Origin of the sequence: Candidatus Palauibacter sp., from assembly GCF_965237495.1 — a bacterium.
In the GTDB taxonomy this organism is placed as follows: Bacteria; Gemmatimonadota; Gemmatimonadetes; order Palauibacterales; family Palauibacteraceae; genus Palauibacter.
In genome coordinates this window covers 234,021-250,974 of record NZ_OZ250143.1, presented here as the reverse complement: position 1 = coordinate 250,974, position 16,954 = coordinate 234,021, and the positions used below count along the sequence as shown (strand labels likewise).

The 16,954-nt window shown below is 70.8% G+C and carries 11 protein-coding genes and 1 pseudogene; 3 read left to right on the top strand and 9 right to left on the bottom strand.

Annotated elements, in window-relative coordinates:
• Nucleotides 1-23 precede the first annotated feature (23 nt).
• Both folE and ACPXY0_RS01060 read right to left on the bottom strand, forming a co-directional pair.
• Nucleotides 24-668 carry a GTP cyclohydrolase I FolE gene (gene folE / locus ACPXY0_RS01065; RefSeq protein WP_419942597.1) on the bottom strand — a complete coding sequence of 215 codons (645 nt, stop codon included), beginning with the start codon at nucleotides 666-668 and terminating at the stop codon, nucleotides 24-26.
• Between the two features lie 431 nt (nucleotides 669-1,099).
• Nucleotides 1,100-3,454, bottom strand: a complete 2,355-nt coding sequence (locus ACPXY0_RS01060) for a TonB-dependent receptor (RefSeq protein WP_423927637.1) — start codon at nucleotides 3,452-3,454, stop codon at nucleotides 1,100-1,102.
• Between the two features lie 599 nt (nucleotides 3,455-4,053).
• Here ACPXY0_RS01060 and ACPXY0_RS01055 point away from each other — a divergent pair.
• Both ACPXY0_RS01055 and ACPXY0_RS01050 read left to right on the top strand, forming a co-directional pair.
• The gene (locus ACPXY0_RS01055; RefSeq protein WP_419167316.1) at nucleotides 4,054-4,338 is read left to right on the top strand and encodes a hypothetical protein; all 285 of its coding nucleotides are present in this window, start codon (nucleotides 4,054-4,056) and stop codon (nucleotides 4,336-4,338) included.
• Nucleotides 4,331-6,076 carry an amidase gene (locus tag ACPXY0_RS01050; protein WP_423927634.1) on the top strand — a complete coding sequence of 582 codons (1,746 nt, stop codon included), beginning with the start codon at nucleotides 4,331-4,333 and terminating at the stop codon, nucleotides 6,074-6,076. Before ACPXY0_RS01055 ends, ACPXY0_RS01050 begins: the two co-directional genes overlap by 8 nt.
• A gap of 21 nt (nucleotides 6,077-6,097) precedes the next feature.
• Here ACPXY0_RS01050 and ACPXY0_RS01045 read toward each other — a convergent pair whose 3' ends face one another.
• Nucleotides 6,098-8,026 (bottom strand): gamma-glutamyltransferase family protein, encoded by a 1,929-nt coding sequence (locus ACPXY0_RS01045; RefSeq protein WP_423927632.1) that lies wholly within the window; start codon nucleotides 8,024-8,026, stop codon nucleotides 6,098-6,100.
• A 119-nt stretch (nucleotides 8,027-8,145) separates the two neighbouring features.
• A complete protein-coding gene (locus ACPXY0_RS01040; RefSeq protein ID WP_423927630.1) occupies nucleotides 8,146-9,366 on the bottom strand; it encodes a DEAD/DEAH box helicase in 1,221 nt (406 codons plus the stop codon).
• Between the two features lie 81 nt (nucleotides 9,367-9,447).
• Between ACPXY0_RS01040 and ACPXY0_RS01035 the strand changes: the two genes are divergently transcribed.
• On the top strand, nucleotides 9,448-11,307 hold the full coding sequence (locus ACPXY0_RS01035; RefSeq protein ID WP_423927628.1) for a M1 family metallopeptidase: 1,860 nt from the start codon (nucleotides 9,448-9,450) through the stop codon (nucleotides 11,305-11,307).
• Here ACPXY0_RS01035 and ACPXY0_RS01030 read toward each other — a convergent pair.
• From ACPXY0_RS01030 to ACPXY0_RS01010, 5 genes and pseudogenes are all read right to left on the bottom strand, one after another.
• A complete protein-coding gene (locus tag ACPXY0_RS01030; protein ID WP_423927626.1) occupies nucleotides 11,270-12,163 on the bottom strand; it encodes a diaminopimelate decarboxylase family protein in 894 nt (297 codons plus the stop codon). The two genes, ACPXY0_RS01035 and ACPXY0_RS01030, sit on opposite strands and share 38 nt — an antisense overlap.
• Before the next feature lie 16 nt (nucleotides 12,164-12,179).
• Nucleotides 12,180-12,482, bottom strand: a pseudogene (locus ACPXY0_RS01025) (hypothetical protein); the annotation flags it as partial.
• Nucleotides 12,483-12,516: 34 nt separating this feature from the next.
• Entirely contained in the window at nucleotides 12,517-13,953 is a 1,437-nt protein-coding gene (locus ACPXY0_RS01020; protein ID WP_423927624.1) for a Na+/H+ antiporter NhaC family protein, read from the bottom strand.
• A 17-nt stretch (nucleotides 13,954-13,970) separates the two neighbouring features.
• Nucleotides 13,971-14,537 (bottom strand): DNA-3-methyladenine glycosylase, encoded by a 567-nt coding sequence (locus ACPXY0_RS01015; protein ID WP_423930531.1) that lies wholly within the window; start codon nucleotides 14,535-14,537, stop codon nucleotides 13,971-13,973.
• A 41-nt stretch (nucleotides 14,538-14,578) separates the two neighbouring features.
• Nucleotides 14,579-16,804: an NYN domain-containing protein gene (locus tag ACPXY0_RS01010; RefSeq protein WP_423927622.1), complete on the bottom strand. Its 2,226-nt coding sequence runs from the start codon at nucleotides 16,802-16,804 to the stop codon at nucleotides 14,579-14,581.
• Between the last annotated feature and the right edge of the window lie 150 nt (nucleotides 16,805-16,954).

Here is a 16,954-nt window from a genome sequence, read left to right as displayed (position 1 = left end):
AGCCCGTCCGCGGCCGGCGGCCGTCAGGCGTCGGGGGAATAGGCGAGGCGCAGGAACTCCGCGCGCGTCCGGTAGTCTCGCCGGAACAGCCCGCGGACGGCACTCGTGATCGTCTTCGAGTTCTGCTTCTCCACGCCCCGCATCATCATGCACAGGTGCTTGGCCTCGACGACGACCCCCACGCCTTGCGGCTGCAGCACGTCCTCGATCGCCTGGGCGATCTGCTCCGTGAGGCGCTCCTGCAGTTGAAGCCGGCGGGCGAACACATCCACGATGCGGGGCAACTTCGAGATCCCGACGATGCGGCCATCGGGGATGTAGGCGATGTGCGCCTTGCCGAAAAAGGGCAGCATGTGATGCTCGCAGAGCGAGTACACCTCGATGTCCCTGACCATGACCATCGAGTCGTGGGGTTCCTCGAAGATCGCGGCTCCGATCACCTCGTCGACCGTCTGCGCGTAACCGCGCGTGAGGAACTGCATGGCCCCGGCCACGCGCGCGGGCGTGCGAACCAGACCCTCGCGCCGGGGATCCTCGCCCAGCAGCTCGAGTTGTTCGCGGACGAGACGAGCGAGGAGATCCTCGTTGTCGGTCTCGACCTTCGCCGGATCGACGGCGAGCCTGGTCCTCGGGTCCACCTGACGATGAGCCAGGCTTTCTTCGCTCACGACGCCCTCCAATGGTCCAGCGGGCCGAGGCGGAGTCCCGCTCCACTCACGGGGCACCCCCGATGCAAAAGGGGCGACCCGTGGGCCACCCCCTCTGGTAGGCAGCCCGTGGCGAAAGCCCCGCTGCATCGAGCGGCGCGGGGCTTCGCCGCGGACTACCGGGCGGATGCAAGGTGATTTCTTGAAGCCCTCGGATACACGGTTCGCCCCCTACCTTCGGTCTTCGCCTTCCCCCGCGGGGCATGGCGTCCGCCTCCGGATGGGAGACTCTTTGGGCAATTGTTGGCTCAAGAAATACGGCCCCGCATCGCGCGGCCCGCGGCACAAGCGCTGCCGCCACGGGCTCCCGTGAACGTTAGCGTGGGCGCCGTTCGACGGCAAACCCCTCCGGCGCCCGCGCTCGCACGTCACGATGGATCGCTGGCAGCCCGCTAGAAGCTCAGCTGGTACGTGAGGCGAATCTCCCGCCCGGGAAACGGCGCCAGTTCCTTGAGGAACGAGGTGTGACTCCGCGCCTCCCGGTCAGTCAGATTCGTCCCCGAGAGCACGATGTCGTGCGCCACCCGACCCTGGAAGATCCGATATCCGACACTCGCGTCGATCAGGGTATACCCGTCCGTCGGCTCCTCGAACGCCGCCACCCGCTCCTGGCCGGCCGTGCGCCTGGCCCGAACGTGGCCGTGCCATGCGGGAGACTCATGTCCCAGGCCCGCGCCGAAGCGAAACGCAGGAATGCGCGGGAGCGGCTGGTCGTTCGCGGTGAGTTCGGCGCGTACGTAGTCGCCGAAGGCGTCCATCACGAAGTGTCCGTCCCCGTAGTGGAACAACTCCACTTCGGCATGCGCCTCGAATCCGGTGAAGACCGCGTCCGCCTGGGACCACAGGGCCACCACGAGGCCGTCTTCCTCCTCGCCGGTGAACGCCTGGTAGGTGAAGCCGTCGAACGAGTTCGAGAAGACGCTCAGCTCGGTCCGGACGGATTCCGTGCCGATCCGGATGGCGGCATCGAGGCTGAGCCCGAACTCCGGATCCAGCTCCGGATCGCCGAGTTCGAACACCTGCGTGGCCAGGTGCGGCCCGTTCGAGAACAACTCCTCGGCCGACGGCAGCTTCGCCGAACGGGCCGCGCTGACGACGAACGAGACCGCCTCGGAGGCCTCGAACACGCCGCCGAGGGATGCGGAGAAACCGCGGTCGTTTCTTCTCCTGACGACACCCTCGGCTTCGGTCGCCCGGGTCTCGAACCGCGCGCCGGTCTGGAGTCCGAATCGTCCGACGCTGAACTCCTCGAACAGGAAGGCGGCGAACTCGAGCGTCGAGGAAGGCGGCACGAAGGCTTCCTCGCCGATCGCCTCGAAGTCGCGGTTGCGGGCGTGGATTCCGAAGGCGCCGCGACTGCCTTCCGCGAGCGCGTGTTCGACTTGCAGCCGTCCTTCCCACTCGTTGTTGAAGAACCGGGTCTCGATGTCGCGGTCACCCGAGACATCGTCCACGAGGATCTCGAAGTGCTGATAGTCCGTCAGCCCGAAGCGGGCTTCGACACGCTTCAGGAAATCGCCGCCCAGGCGCCAGCCGGCCATGAAGTCCGCACGCCGTTGCCGAAGGTCGACGCGCACGTCTCCCTCCTCCCCGGCGTGTCCCTCCTCTTCATCTTCTTCGTCTTCGTCCTCGTGGCGCTCCCCTTCTTCCTCCCCGTGCCCATGACCGCCCGGAACGCCGTAGTCGCTGTCGTATCCGAGGAAGGAGACGCCGATGAATCCGTTGTCCCCGACGTAGGAGAGTCCGCCCGCGAACCTCGCCGTCTCGACGGAACTGTTGGGGAGGATCCCGGGGAGCGCCTCCTCGGGCCCCTCCTCAGCCTCTTCCTCCTCGCCTGGCGGGTGAAGCTCGTCGATGGAGGCGAGGCCCGGGATGGCGTAGTCCTGCGTCTTCCGGTAGAGCCCGCTGAGGTGTAGCGCAATTCGTCCGGCCGCGCCGTCGACGCGGCCCGCGGCGTTGCGTTCGTCGGCAACGGTGCCGCCCCTCAACGTCAGGGTGGCGATGACCGGGTGAGCCGGGATCTCTCGCGGCACTCGTCCATCCTCGATATTGACGACCCCACCGACCGCCGAACCGCCGTAGAGGAGTGTCGCGGGCCCGCGGATGACCTCGATCCGGTCGGCGGCCATCGCTTCCACGCTCGGGGCGTGATCCGGACTCGTCGTGGAGGCGTCTCCCGATCCCAGACCCGATTCGAGCACGCGCACCCGCGACCCGCCGAGTCCGCGAATGATCGGGCGTGAGCTTCCGGGTCCGTGATAGGAGGAGTTCACGCCGGGCTGGTCGGCGAGCGTTTCTCCGAGGCTGGTCTGCGCCGAGGCCCTGAGGTCGATGCCGCGCTCGACGTGGCTCGGTGTGTACAGGTCGGCCTGGGTACCCCCCCCGACCGAGACGACGAGTTCCTGTCCGTGGAAGAAGAGCGACACGGTGACGGTCACCTCGACCGTCTCTCCGGCGGTGACGCGAACCGCCCGGATGCCGCGCCCCGCACGGGGGCTCTCGACCTCGATCAGGTATTCTCCGGCGGGGACGCGCTCGAAGCGCGCCTCTTCGTCGCCCTCGACGTGCAGCACCCGACCCAGGTCGACCACTCTGACGTCGGCCTCCTCGACCGGGTCTCCACCGACGTCGACGACGCGGACGCGGATCTCGCCGGAGACCTGAGCCTCGGCCGCGCCGCTCCCGACGAGGATGAATGCTACGGCAAGACATGCGGCCCTCAGGCCGCTCGCCAGCAGTCTCTTCATGGTCCTCTCCCGACCCGTGCGCCCGTGGGTCCTGCCGGGGCGGACGGATCTCCGTTCTTGCGGATATGACGCCGGCACGTCGGGGCGACCCTCGTGCCTGGCTGTCGGATTCAGTCGGTCAGAGGGAGAGAGCGGCGGGGGGAGCGCGGGCGCGGTCGGGGCTCGCGGCCGCGGGTCGACCGGCGAGTCGGGAACCGCCGTCCAGCGGCGTCGACCGATAGTCGAGCCTGAGGTCAGGGAGCTGCGTGGGGGCTGCGAGGACAGGAGCCTGATGCGTTGACGCGCAGACGGCACACGCGGCCGGCGATTCGGCCGTATCCGCGTGGCTGTGCTGGCCCGCCATCGCCCCGGAGACGATGAACAGCAAGGCGAAGGCGACACCGGCCAACGCACGCGGGCGTCCCATCCGCCCCGTTGCGTCGCTTCGGTAAGCCATAGGTCTCTCCTTTCGCCCCACGCGCCGCGCACTCTCGGGCCGCGGCTGCGGTCAATCTAGGCGTCCGGACCGCAGCCGGGAATGCACCGGGGCGGGTTGGACCGTGGCGCGGGGCGGTCGCCGAAGTCATGATCCTTCCGAACACCCTTCCCACGGAGGCGCCATGGCCCGCCGACAGGCTCCGCCGCGATCCGCCGCGGCCGTGCAGGAGCTGACGGACGAACAGCTCGACGCGTACATCCGCACGCGTCTGGCGCTGCTCGGCGTCGATCTTTCGGTCCTCCCTGACGACGACGAGGATGCGCCGGCCGATCAACGGCGTATCATGGCGTCCGCGCGCCGCTTCCTGCGGTCGACGCCGGGGGCCATCGCCGATTTCGAACTCGACGCCATGGGGCCCGCGCCCGCCCTCTATCCCTCCGAAATGGGCGCGTGGAACCGTGGGTGAGCTGAACCGGCGCCGCTTCCTGGAGCGGATGACGGCGTTGACCGCGACGGCGATCGCGACCCCGCGGGCCCTGGGTGGGACCGTGCCGCTCGCCCCCGCCGGGCGCGCGGTCGCACCGCGAGACGGGTTACGATCGCCGGAGTTCGATCCGCCGGCCGCGGACCGCCCCCAGCCAACGGATCTCACCGAACTCACGCTCGTCGAGGCGGCGCGCCTCATGCGGGACCGCGACGTGAGCGCGGTCGAACTGGTGGAGGCATATCTCCGGCGGATCGGGCGCTGGGACCCCCGCTACCAGGCGTTCAACACCGTGGTCTCGGAGGCCGCTCTCGAGGCGGCGCGGATGGCGGACCGGACGCGCGGCAGCGGTCCCCTGACGGGCGTACCGCTCGCGATCAAGGACAACTTCTTCACCGCGGGGGTCCGGACGACGGCGAACTCGTTCATCTTCGAGGGCTTCGTGCCGGACTTCGACGCGACTGCCTGGGCCCGGCTCCGGGACGCGGGCGCGATCCTGCTCGGCAAGACGCAGATGGGACCGCTCGCGACGACGGCCGCGAGTACGCCCACCGGGGAGCGCACGACGGCCAACGCGTGGGCCCCGCACCACGAGGACGTGAGCCCGAGCGGCTCGTCGAGCGGGTCGGCGACGGCGGTCGCGGCCCGCATGGCCGCCTCGAGCACGGGCACACAGACGGGCGGGTCGATCACGAACCCCTCGAACGCCCAGGGGCTGACCGGGATCAAGCCGACGATGGGCCGAGTGTCGCTGTACGGCGTCCTCCCGCTCACCTACACGCGCGACCACCCCGGGCCGCTGGCGCGCGACGCGGTGGACGCGGCCGCGATGCTGCAGGTGATGGCGGGGCCGGATCCGCTGGACCCGCGCTCGCTGGGGCTGCCGCCCGTCCCGGACTACATGGGGGCCGTGCGCGACGCCGGCGGCGACGGACGGCCGCTCGTCCATCCGGAGCGCGGGGGGCCGGTCCGGATCGGCGTGCTGCCCGGATACCTCGACGAGCCGGACCCGCCCGCCGGCCCCGGGCCCGAGCCGGACCCCGACATCGACCGCATCGGGAGTTCCTTCCCCCGGCGCGAACGCACGCAGGCCGCCTACCGGCGGGAGGTGGCGACGGCCGAGGCGCGGCGGCGGATGCTCGCGACGCTGGAGGAACTGGGGGCCGAAGTCGTCGAACTCGCCTTCCCGACCCACTGGGAGACGCTGACCAGCTCCAACTTCAACAACGTGCGCCTCCCGGAGCGCTCGGAGATCTTCCTCGAGCACCTGCGCGACGACGTGCGGAAGTTCGGCGTCTCGCTCGCCCCGTGGATCAACGGGCTGCTCCTCCCCGCCGCGGAGTACGTGCGCGGGTCACGGGCCCGGCTGATCCTCCTCGAGGAGATCCTCGAGGGCGTGTTCGGCCGCTGCGATCTGGTGACGCAGACGCAGCCCTTCCCCTTCGACATGGTGGGGCTGCCGCTCATCGGCTTCCCGGTCGGGTTCGAGACGGAGTCGACCGGCTATCCGCGGCCGATCGGGGCGATGTTCGGTGCCGAACCCTACACGGAGCACCACCTCCTGTCGGCCATCGCGGCGTACCAGCGGGCAACGGACTGGCATCTGCGTCGCCCCGCGAACCCGGACGAACTGCGGCCCGCCGAAGGGGACGGCGGCGCCCGCGCTCCGGGCCCCGGAGCGCGATACGACCTGTTCGACGTGATGGATCGGGGCGAATAGCGACCGGCGCTCACCCAGCGCTCACCAGGCGATGCCGTAGTCGTCGCCGTGGTGGCTGGAGCCGCCCCAGAAGGCGCCGTTCTCCCAGTCGAAGAAGATCGCGTTGATCGGTCCCGAGGTGCGCTCGGAGAAGGTCAGGTCGTAGCCCATCGATGCGAGGGCGGAGCGGACCCACGGCGGCGTGGCGTCCTGCAGGAGCATCCGTCCCGGCCGCGTTTCGTGCTCGCCGAACGAACCGCGCATCTGGTAGCTGTTCATGTTCGGCGCCTCGACCGCCTGCTGCACGTTCATCTCCCACTCGACCACGTTGAGGAAGAACTGGAGCAGGTTCTGGTCCTGCCCGTCGCCGCCCTGGACCGCGAACGAGAGGAACGGCCGGCCATCCCTGAGCGCCATGCCGGGCGTGAGCGTGGCGCGCGGCCGCTTCCCCGGCTCGATCACGTTGTACGGGTTGTCCGCTTCATCGAGCACGAAGCTCTGGGCCCGCTGCGAGAGTCCGATCCCGGTCTCGCCCGCGATCACGGCGGGGATCCACCCGCCCGATGGCGTGATCGAGACGACCCAGCCTTCGGCATCGGCCGTCTGCACCGAGGTCGTCCCGAGGTAGAAGTCCTCGTCCAGCGCCGCGTGGGCCGTTGCGTCCATTTCCGCCGCGCCGTCTTCCGTCGTCACCTCGCTCCGCTCTCCCCAGCGCTCGAGGAGGTGGAGGAAGGGGTTCTCGCCGCCCTGGAAGGGATACGGATCTCCGGGGCCGGCGGTCGGATCGTTCCGCTCCCAGTCGATCATGCCGAGGCGCGCCTTCGCGTAGTCCTTCGAGAGGAGGCCCTCGACCGGCTCCTCGGGCGGGAAGTACGGGTCGCCGTAGTAGAAGTCGCGGTCGGCGAAGGAGAGGTTCATCACCTGATAGAGGGCGTGCAGGTAGTTCGCGCTGTTGTAGCCCATGGACCGGACGTCGAGCTGCTCGACCATGTTGAGCGCCTGGAGCATCACGGGCCCCTGGACCCAGGTCGTGAGCTTGTATACGTCGATCCCCTTGTAGTTCGTGCTGACGGGCTCCTCGATATGGACCTGCCAGTTCGCCATGTCCTCCATCGTGATCAGCGCCCCCGCCGCGCGGGCGCCCGCCACGAAATCGGCGGCGATGTCGCCGCGATAGAAGGCGTCGTAGGCCGCATGGATCGCCTCCCGGCGGTCGGCGCCGGCGGCGAGCGCCTCGGCTTCGGAGGCGACGAGGCGCTCGAGCGTGCGCTTGAGGCCGGGCTGCCGGAAGATCTCGCCCTCGCGCGGGCCCGGGTCGTCGGGGTCCCCGGGGTGGGTGAAGTAGACCGCCACCGAGGAGGGCCACTGGCGGATCTCGTCCCGCGAGTCCCGGATGCGCCGGACCGGATCCGCCTCGATCGGATACCCCTCCGCCATCTCGATCGAGGGCTGGAGGACGTCCACGAGGCTCAGCGTGCCCCACTCGGCGAGCATCGTCATGAGCCCGCCCGGCGTGCCCGGGGTCACCGCCGCGAGCGGGCCGAACTCGGGCGGGAAGTTCTCGTGCCCCTCCGACCGGTAGTGTTCGGGGGTGGCGTCCGTGGGGGCCACGCCGAGCGCGTTGAGCCCGATCACGCGCTGCTCCCCCGGGTGGTAGATGAGGGCCTGCGTCTCTCCGCCCCACGACAGCACGTCCCACATGGTGGAGGTCGCGGCGAGCATGGCCGCCGCGGCGTCGACCGCGTTCCCGCCCTGGTGGAACATGCGCGCTCCGGCGGTGGCACCGAGGGGCTTGCCGGTGATCGCCATCCAGTGGCGGCCGTGCAGCACCGGCTTCGCGGTGCGCTGGGCTTCGGCGACCGAGGGGAGCGCCGCGAGGAGGGCGGCGGCGACCACCACTCGGAGGCCGCCCACGCGGCGGTGGGAACGGCGGCGGACGCGACGGTGGCGGACGCTGAGATCGAGAGACATCTGGACACCTCCGGCAGAGGACCCGCGAACGGACGGCGGACGACGCTGCGTAACGACGAATTATGGGCCCCGGCCGGGGAGCGGCGAAAGCCGGGAGGCGCGGCCCGAAAGAGGGTGCGCTAGCGCCGCCGCCGGATGCCGCGGCGGAGGGCCGAGGGCTCCGGTCGCTCGTCGGGCTCCTCCTCGGGGGGCGGCGGGGCGACATCGGGTTCGAAGCCCGGCACGGCGCGGCGCTCGATGCTCTCGCCGAGGAGACGCTCGATGGCCCGGATCTCGACCCAGTCGCTCGAGGCCATGAGCGTGACCGCATCGCCGGTGTCGTCGCCGCGCGCGGTCCGGCCCACGCGGTGCACGTAGTCCCGCGGGTCTTCAGGCACGTCGAAGTTGACCACGTGCCGGATGCCCCGGACGTCGAGACCCCGCGCGGCCACGTTCGTCGCCACCAGCACGCGCACCGTCCCCTCGCGGAACCTGCGCAGCGCCTTGTCCCGTTGATCCTGGTGCTTGCCGCCGTGCAGGCCCGCCACCGAGACGTCGCGCGCGCGCAGGTAGTCGGTCAGGTAGGTCGCGGTCACCCGCGTGCGCGTGAACACGAGCACCTGTCCCTCCGGCCACGTCTCGAGGAGGTGATGCAGGAGGGCGTGCTTCTGCGACCAGTCGACGGGATGGAGCACCTGGCGGATCCCTTCCGCGGCGGTCTCGCGGCCGACCTTGACCTCCTCGGGGTCCGTCATCAGCTCGTGGGCCAGCCAGCGCACGCCGTCGGGCATCGTGGCGGAGAAGAGGAGCGTCTGCCGGTCGGCCGGGGTTCGCCGGACGATCTCCTTCACATCGTCGATGAACCCCATGTCGAGCATCCGGTCCGCCTCGTCGAGGACCAGGACTTCGATGCGTGACAGATCCGCGTTGCCGCGTTTCAGGTGGTCGAGCAGGCGGCCGGGCGTCGCGATGAGGATGTCGCATCCGAACGCGAGTTCTTCCTTTTCCGGCCCGAGCGGCGTGCCCCCGTGGATGACCACCGCTTCGATGGAGGACGCCGCGCCGTAGGCCGTCACGGCGGCCCCCACCTGCTGGGCGAGTTCGCGCGTCGGCGTGACGACGAGGCCGCGCGGCGCGCTGGAAGCCTCGGTCGCCGCGAGGCGCTGCACGGCCGGGAGGGTGAACGCCGCCGTCTTCCCGGTCCCGGTGTGGGCGGTCCCGAGGACATCGTGCCCGGCGAGGATGGCCGGAATCGCCTGGCGCTGGATCTCGGTCGGTTCCACGTAGCCGGCGCGCGCGACCGCCTCGACGAGCGCCGGGGCGAGACCGAGTCCGGCGAAGGGGTGGCGCTCCTCACTCACGGGCGTAGAGTCTCATGCATCGTGGTGCGAGGGCGGGGCGAACGGCCCGCGCGAGACACGCGTCTTCCAGGAGCGGATGCGATGAGCAGATTTCGTTTCGCGAATGAATTCGACGGACGCCGGGCTTTCATCCGGCGACGGCTTCGGCGTCACGGTGGGGAGCGGGAGGCCGCTCCGCAAGCGGGGAGCCGGTCCGAAGCGCGCGTTCGGCCGGCCGGTGTCTTCGCCGCGCTCCTGATTTTCGGGCTGTCGTCGGCCTGCCAGCCGGCCCCGGACGGACCGCGCCCGACCCCGATTCCCGCCTCCCGGGAGGCGCTCGACGCGGCGTCCGTCGCCCCCGAGCCCGGGCTCGAGGTGCGGCGGCCGGCGGACCGCGCGGGCTACGACATCGCGCATTACCTGCTCGAACTCGACCTCTCCCGTCCGGCCTCGGGGCGATTCGACGCCGTCGCGACGCTGCGTGGCGACGTGGCCGCGGGGGCGGACCGCGTGGACCTCGACTTCATCGGGCTGGAGGTGGGATCGGTTCTCCTCGACGGCGCCCCCGCGGAGTTCGGTCGGGGGGGGTCGGTCCTCACTGTCGGACCGTTCGAACCCTCAGCCGACGTGACCGAACGCGAGATCCGCATCGAATACGGCGGCGCCCCGGAGAACGGGCTCTTCTTCGGAGAGGACCGCGACGGCGAACCGGCGGTTTTCGCCGACAACTGGCCGAATCGGGCGCGCTGGTGGTTCCCCTCCAACGACCATCCGCTGGACAAGGCCACGGCCCGCTTCGAGGTGTTGGCGCCGGAGGGCTTCGAGGTCATCGCCAACGGACGGCTCGTCGAAGCGCGGCCGGGAGCGGAGGGAGGGACGACGTGGGTCTGGGAGACTGACCCCGGGGCGCCGATCCCCTCCTATACGATGGTCGTCGGGATGGCGCGCTTCGAGCGGCGGGCCCTCGGCGAGGCGGGGTGCGGGCTCTCCCCCGCGGCGCCTCCCGACCCGGGCGGGGGCGAAGCGTGCGCCGACGTGAGCGTGTGGGCTCTGGCCGGCGACGGCGACTACGGGGCCGAGCGCTTCGGCCGCGCGCCCGACATGCTCGACTACTACGGCGAGCTGATCGGGCCCTATCCGTACGAGAAACTCGCGCACGTGGAATCCTCGACCCGCTTCGGCGGGATGGAGAACTCGAGCGCGATCTTCTACGGACGGGGCGGGTGGGAGGAGCGTCGCATGGGCGAAGGGGTGATCGCCCACGAGACGGCGCACCAGTGGTTCGGCGACGCGGTGAGCCCTGCCTCCTGGAGCCATCTGTGGGTCAGCGAGGGCTTCGCGAGCTACTTCAGCCCGCTCTACTTCGAGGCCCGGGACGGCGTCGAGGCGTTCCGATCGCTCATGAGCAACAGCCGCGAAGTCGCGGTCGGGTCGGACGTCGTCGGGCAGGCGATCGTCGACTCCAGCTCCAGCCAGCTCTTCGACCTGCTGAACCGGAACAACTACCAGAAGGGCGCCTGGGTGCTCCACATGCTGCGCGGACAGCTGGGAGACGAGGCCTTCTTCCGCGGCATACGCGACTACTACGCCCGTCACCTGCATGGCGTGGCGCTGACCGCGGACGTGCGCGCGGCCTTCGAGGCGGCTTCCGGACAGGAACTGGGGTGGTTCTTCGATCAGTGGGTCCACGGGCCGGGACACCCGCAACTCGAGATCGAATGGGGACCCGAGGGGTCGGAGCTGATGGTCTCGATCCGCCAGGTCCAGCCGGCGGAGTGGCCCACCTTCACGCTCGACCTCGAGTTCGAGGTCGAGGGCGGTGGGGCGGACGGACGGCGGGCGACCGTCCGGATGGAGGCGCGGGAGACGACGCTGCGGATCCCCGGGGCCGCTGCGGCCGAGGGTCTGGTGTTCGACCCCGACGTCAGCGTGCTCGCGACCGCCGAGATGCGCCGCCGCTGACCGTACGCGCGGTCCGCACCGTTTCCGGACCGCCGAGCGCGAGGTCGCATGCCAGCAGGTCGTCGTCGGTTTCGCGGCGGACGACGATCCGGGCCTCGCCGTCCCGGACGAACACCACGGCGGGATGTCCGACGCCGTTGTAGCGGCTCGACATCGCGAACACGTAGGCGCCCGTGGCCGGGACGACGAGCACGTCGCCGACGTCCGAACCGGCCGGGAGCACGGCCGAGGACGCGACCACATCGCCCGACTCGCAGTGGCGTCCCACGACGCGGAAGGCCCGCTCCGCCCCGCCCCGGGGCCGCGAGGCGTTGAGCACCTCGTAGCTCGCCCCGTACAGCGAGGGGCGCGGGTTGTCCGATAGTCCGCCGTCGACGGCGAGGATCTCGTCGGCGCCGTCAAGGCGTTTGCGGGCGTGCACGCGGTAGAGGGTGAGCCCGGCGTTGGCGATCACCGAGCGGCCGGGCTCGACGATGAGCCGGTACGAACCGAGCCGCTCGCGCGCCCCCGCCTCCCGGAGCCCCGTCCGCAGGGCCTCGGCGTACCGGCGCGGCGAGGGCACCCGCTCATCGGCCCGGTAGGGCGCGGCCAGCCCCCCGCCGAGGTCGAGTTCGACCGTCTCGGGAAAGCGATCGCGAAGCGGCGCCACGAAATCCGCCGCCGCCGCCGCGACCCGGGCGAACAGGCCGGGATCGCGAATCTGGCTCCCCGCGTGGATGTGCACGCCGGTCAGGCGGAGGTCTCCCGCGGTCGCGATCCGTCGCCCGACCGCAGCCGCGGTCGAGGGCTCCATACCGAAGTGCGCCCCCGGCCCGACGGTCCTCACCTTCTCGTGCGTGTCGGGGGCGAGGTCCACGTTGAGCGGACTTGGGGTTTCCGTGCAGGAGGACGCGGTCCATGGGGAAGCCGGCCCGGCGCACGAGTTCGAGCTCGCCCCCGGAGACGACGTCGATGAGCCAGCTCTCCCGGTCGAGGAGCCGCACGAGCGCCCCGCACAGGAACGCCTTCCCCGCGTAGGTGAGCTCGGCGCGCCCGGACCGAAGGCGGAGCGAAACGCGGCGAGGCGCGCCTCGAGGTGGCGTTCGTCGACGACCACGAGCGGCGTACCGAAGCGGGCGGCGAGGTCGGCCGCGGGGATGCCGCCGATGCTTCCCCGCCCTCCGGCTTCCGTCCATGAGATGGGCAGGACGTGTTTCACCGCACCCGCTCTCACATCGCGGCGCCGACGATGGCGAAGCCCAGCGTGGCGACCCCGCCGGCGATGACGGCGTACGGGATCTGGGTGCGCACATGCTCGATGTGGTCCGTGGCCGAGGCGAGCGACGCGATGATCGTCGTATCGCTGATCGGGCTGCAGTGGTCGCCGAAGACGCCGCCCGAGAGCACGGCCGCCACGAAGGGCGCGGGCGGCAGACCCAGCGCGTTCGAGAGCGGAATCGCCACCGCGAGCATGATCGCGAACGTCCCCCAGCTGCTCCCGGTGGCGAAGGCGATGGCACTGGTCACGAGGAAGACGAGCGGGATGAGCAGCGCGAGCGGGATCGTGTCGCCCACCACGCCCGCGACGTAGAGCCCGGTCCCCAGCGAGCGCGTCACCTGGCCCAGCGTGAGCGCGAGCCAGAGCACCACGGCCATCCCGGTGAGGGCGCCCGCGCCCTTGAGACCGACGCGGCTCAACCCGTCCAGATCCAGGGAACGCTGCGCCAGCGCGAGCACCCACGCGAGCCCCAGTCCGAACAGGACGGCCCACAGCACGCTCGTCGTTCCGGAGCCCTTCGCGATGGAACCGTCCCCCGTGATCCACATGAAGACGGGCATCGAGACGACCATGGCCACGATCGGGATCAGCATGTTGCGCGGCTTCAGCGCGACGCCCTCCGCCGGCGGCGGGGCGATCTCCTCCGGGTCGGCGAGCGCGACGGCGTGCTCCCACTGGAGCCGCCCCTCCCGCGTCCGCGCCTCGGCTTTCTTCATGGGCCCCAGATCCCAGCCCCTGAAGGCCGTCAGGCCCGCGAGCGTGAGCGCAGCCACCGCGTAGAGGTTGAGCGGAATCGCGACGAGGAAGACGCCGAGCGGGTTCGCGACCTGCTGTTCCTCCAGGATCCCGAGGACCAGCGCACCCCACGCGTTGAAGGGGATGAGGATGCAGACGGGCGCCGAGGTCGAGTCGATGATGTAGGCGAGCTTCTCCCGTGAGATCCTGAAGCGGTCGAACAGGGGCCGGGACACCGACCCCGCGACCAGGATGGTGAGATTCGATTCGATGAAGATGACGATCCCGATCAGCCAGGCCATGATCTGCGCCCGGCGGCTGCCGGTCACCCAGCGGGCTTCCTCCACCCACCGCACGAACCCGCGCATCCCGCCGTTCGCTTCCACCGTGGCGATGAGGGCGCCGATGAGGAAGGTGAAGACGATGACCCGTGCGTTGCCGCCGTCTCCAAGCGTGACGATGGCCCCCTCGATGGCGCCCGCGGCGCCCGCGGCGGGATTCCACCCGGCGAGGATCGTGTACCCGAGCCAGATGCCGGCGGCGAGGGATAGGAAGACCTGGCGCGTGTAGATCGCGAGCCCGATCGCGAGCAGGGGCGGCAGGATCGACGCGAAGCCGCGAGTTGCGACTTCCTGCAGGGCGATGTCCACCATTCACATCCTCCCGGGGTTCAGCGCCGCGAAATCCAGCGGCTCCGTCGATCGTAGAACCTGAGGGGTCGGTCGGCCGCGCGCGAGATCCCGATCCGCGTCGTCACCTCCGTTTCCTCGTCGGGGACGGGCTCGCCCCGGTGCAGTGAAAGGGGGTGGCGATCGAGCCGGTGTCCCTGGAGCCGCGGCCCGACGGCGAGCGCCTGCGCGAGGCGGGCGGGCCCGTTGGTCAGCTCTTCGCGGCCGCGCCGGAGGCGCATCACGTCGGTGCCCTCAAGGGGTTCGGCGGCACGCAGCAGGACGCCGGCCGGGAATCCCTCGGGACCCGTCACGACGTTGAGGAGCCAGTGGATCCCGTAGTTCCGATGGACGTATGCGGTGCCGGGCGGGCCGAAGAGGGGCGCGTTGCGTTTGGTGCGCCCGATCCGTTCGGCCGCGTGGCAGGCCTCGTCCTCGGGTCCGGTGTAGGCCTCCGTCTCCACGATGCGGCCGGCCGTTCGCTCGCCCTCACACTCCGAGCGCAGCACACAGCCGAGCAGGTCTCTCGCGACCTCCGCGGCGGGACGGGCGAAGAAATCCGGGCTCAGCGGCTCGGTGCGCGCCGCTCCGGACGGGGTTCTTCCCCCGGTCAGCTTTCCAGCTCGGCGCGACGGGCCTCCCGGACGATCTTCGCGCGGGCCTCGGAGAGCACCTCGGTCAGACGCTGCGGGTCGGAGTCGATGACGTCGAGCAACTGGTCGCCGAAATGATCGAACAGCGCCTCCGCGGTGCGCTTCCCGACGCCGGCGTAGTTCCGGACCATGTGACCGACAGGCCCGGCGACGGGCTTCCGCGGTCCTTCGGGCTTCCGCCGCGTCCGGCCCCGTTCGCGCGTCGCCGCCGCCGCCCTCTTCGTCTCCTGCTCCGCCTCCTTCTTCGCGCCATCGGAAGGCACTTCGTCATCGGAGATCGGCCCGATGCGGGGGCCGCTCGCCGTTCCGGCCGTCCGCGGCGCGGGGGCGCGGCCGCGCGACCCCGACCGGTAGCGCCGCCCGAGAGTGCGCCGGGGAGCCGGCTTCTCCGAGCCCCCGGGCTCACTCTGTTGCCCAACGGGCTCGGCGGGACGGCCTGCGGGTTCTTGCGGGCGGGCCGCGGGTTCGCGCCGGGGCGCCGCAGGCTGGCTCTTCCGCTCCGGGGGCTGGCTCCTCTGCTCCGGAGGCTGACTCTTCCGCTCCGGAGGCTGACTCTTCCGCTCCGGAGGCTGGCTCTTCCGCTCCGGAGGCTGGCTCTTCCGCTCCGGAGGCGAAGTCCCGGGCTTCGGCGCCCGTGCGGCTCCTGCCGGCGCGGGCACCTCTTTGGCTCGCGAGCCCTGCGGTCGCGGGTGGTCGCGCCGGGACGATCCGCGGTCCTGTCGAGGACGCTGTCGCGGGCCGCCGCTCGCGGCGGACGCGGTCCCGCGGTCCCGCGGGGCCTCCGCTGCCCGAGCCGCATCCGGGCGATCCGCCGGCTCCGCGGGTCCCTCTTCGGCGTCCGGCCCTCGCCGGAGGCGACCCAGCGTCTTCCGAGCCGCCGCCGCGGCCGCCGAGAACGGAGACCGCCCTCGCCCGCCGTACGGCTTCTGCGGCGCCGGCTCCTGCTGTGCCCGCTTCTGCGGTGCCGGCTTCTGCTGCCCCGGCTTCTCCGCGGCCCCGGCCGGCATCAGGTAGTGGTTGCCGTCGTCGTGCCGCGCCATCCGGATGACCCCCGCCTCGTGGGCGGCGCGGAGGAGGAGGCTGAACTTGCTGAAGCCGAAGCTCCCCTCGTCAAAGGAGCCGTCGTACTCGAGCAGCTTCCGCTTGGCCATGGAGTCGCGGACCGGAGCCCCGCCCGGAGACAGGTCGCCGACCGCGCGCGCCAGCGCGTCGTAGGCGCCCTGCAGGCCGTCGTCCGACGCCTTCGCGTCGGGCGCCGGCGCCGGTTCCGACGCGGGCTTCGAGGCCGGGGACCGGGAGCGGCCCCGGCCGGAACCTCCCCGACTTCCCCACCGGTTCCGGCTGCGCTGCGCACTCTCTCCGTCCGAAGCCGTCTTGCTCGGGCGTCCGGCGCTCCCGTCGGCGCCCGCCGCGCCGCCAGCCGGAGGGGCGACCTCGTATTGTCCGTTCTCCCGCTTGCGGAGCACGATCCCTTCGCGTTGCGCGGCTTCGCCCAGGAAGCGGTTGAACCTGGAGAAACCGACGGCCCGCTCGTCGAAACCCGGATCCATCTCCAGCATGACCTGCTTGAGCCGGTCCGATCGCATCACGTCGCCGCGCTCGGCCATCCGCGTGACCGCCCGCGTCGTGAGCTCCCACGGATCGTGCTTGTCCGTCTGAATGTCGTCGGCGGACGTGAGTCCCGACAAGCGGTTGTAGCTGTAGTACTCGTCGCAGTTCTGGACGAGGATATCCGACGTGGACTCCTGCAGTCCCACGCCGATCACATACTTGCCGTACTCCTTGAGCTTCAGCACCAGGCTCGAGAAATCGGAATCCCCGGAAAGCAGGATGAAGGTCTCGATCTCAGGGCGCGTGAACACGAGTTCCAGCGCGTCGATCGCGAGTCGGATATCCGTCGCATTCTTCTTCGACGACCCGTAGGCGGGCGCGAAGATCAGATCGATCGAGGCCTCGGACAGCGGCACGATGTACTGGGGATACCTCCGCCAGTCCGCGTACGCACGCTGCACCGCGACCTTGCCGCGGATGATGTCGGAGTCGAGGAAATTGCGGAGTTCCTGCCCCATGTTGGACCGGATCCCCATGGTGACGTTGTCGAAGTCGATGAGGAGAGCCGCGGTGTGCCGTACCGTATCGGCGGATGGAGGCCTGTGCGGCGCCCGCGTGTAGGATTCGTTCATGCCTCTTGTTCCGTTCGTTGCTGCGAACGGTTCCTTGAGGCCCCCCTTCCTCGCCCCCGTTCGACGGGGGGGATGGCCAGAGGGGTCGTCGGACCGCCGTTCGCGTTTCTGTCGCGGCGCCGTCCGGAGCCGTCCTCGCTGGACGGTCAT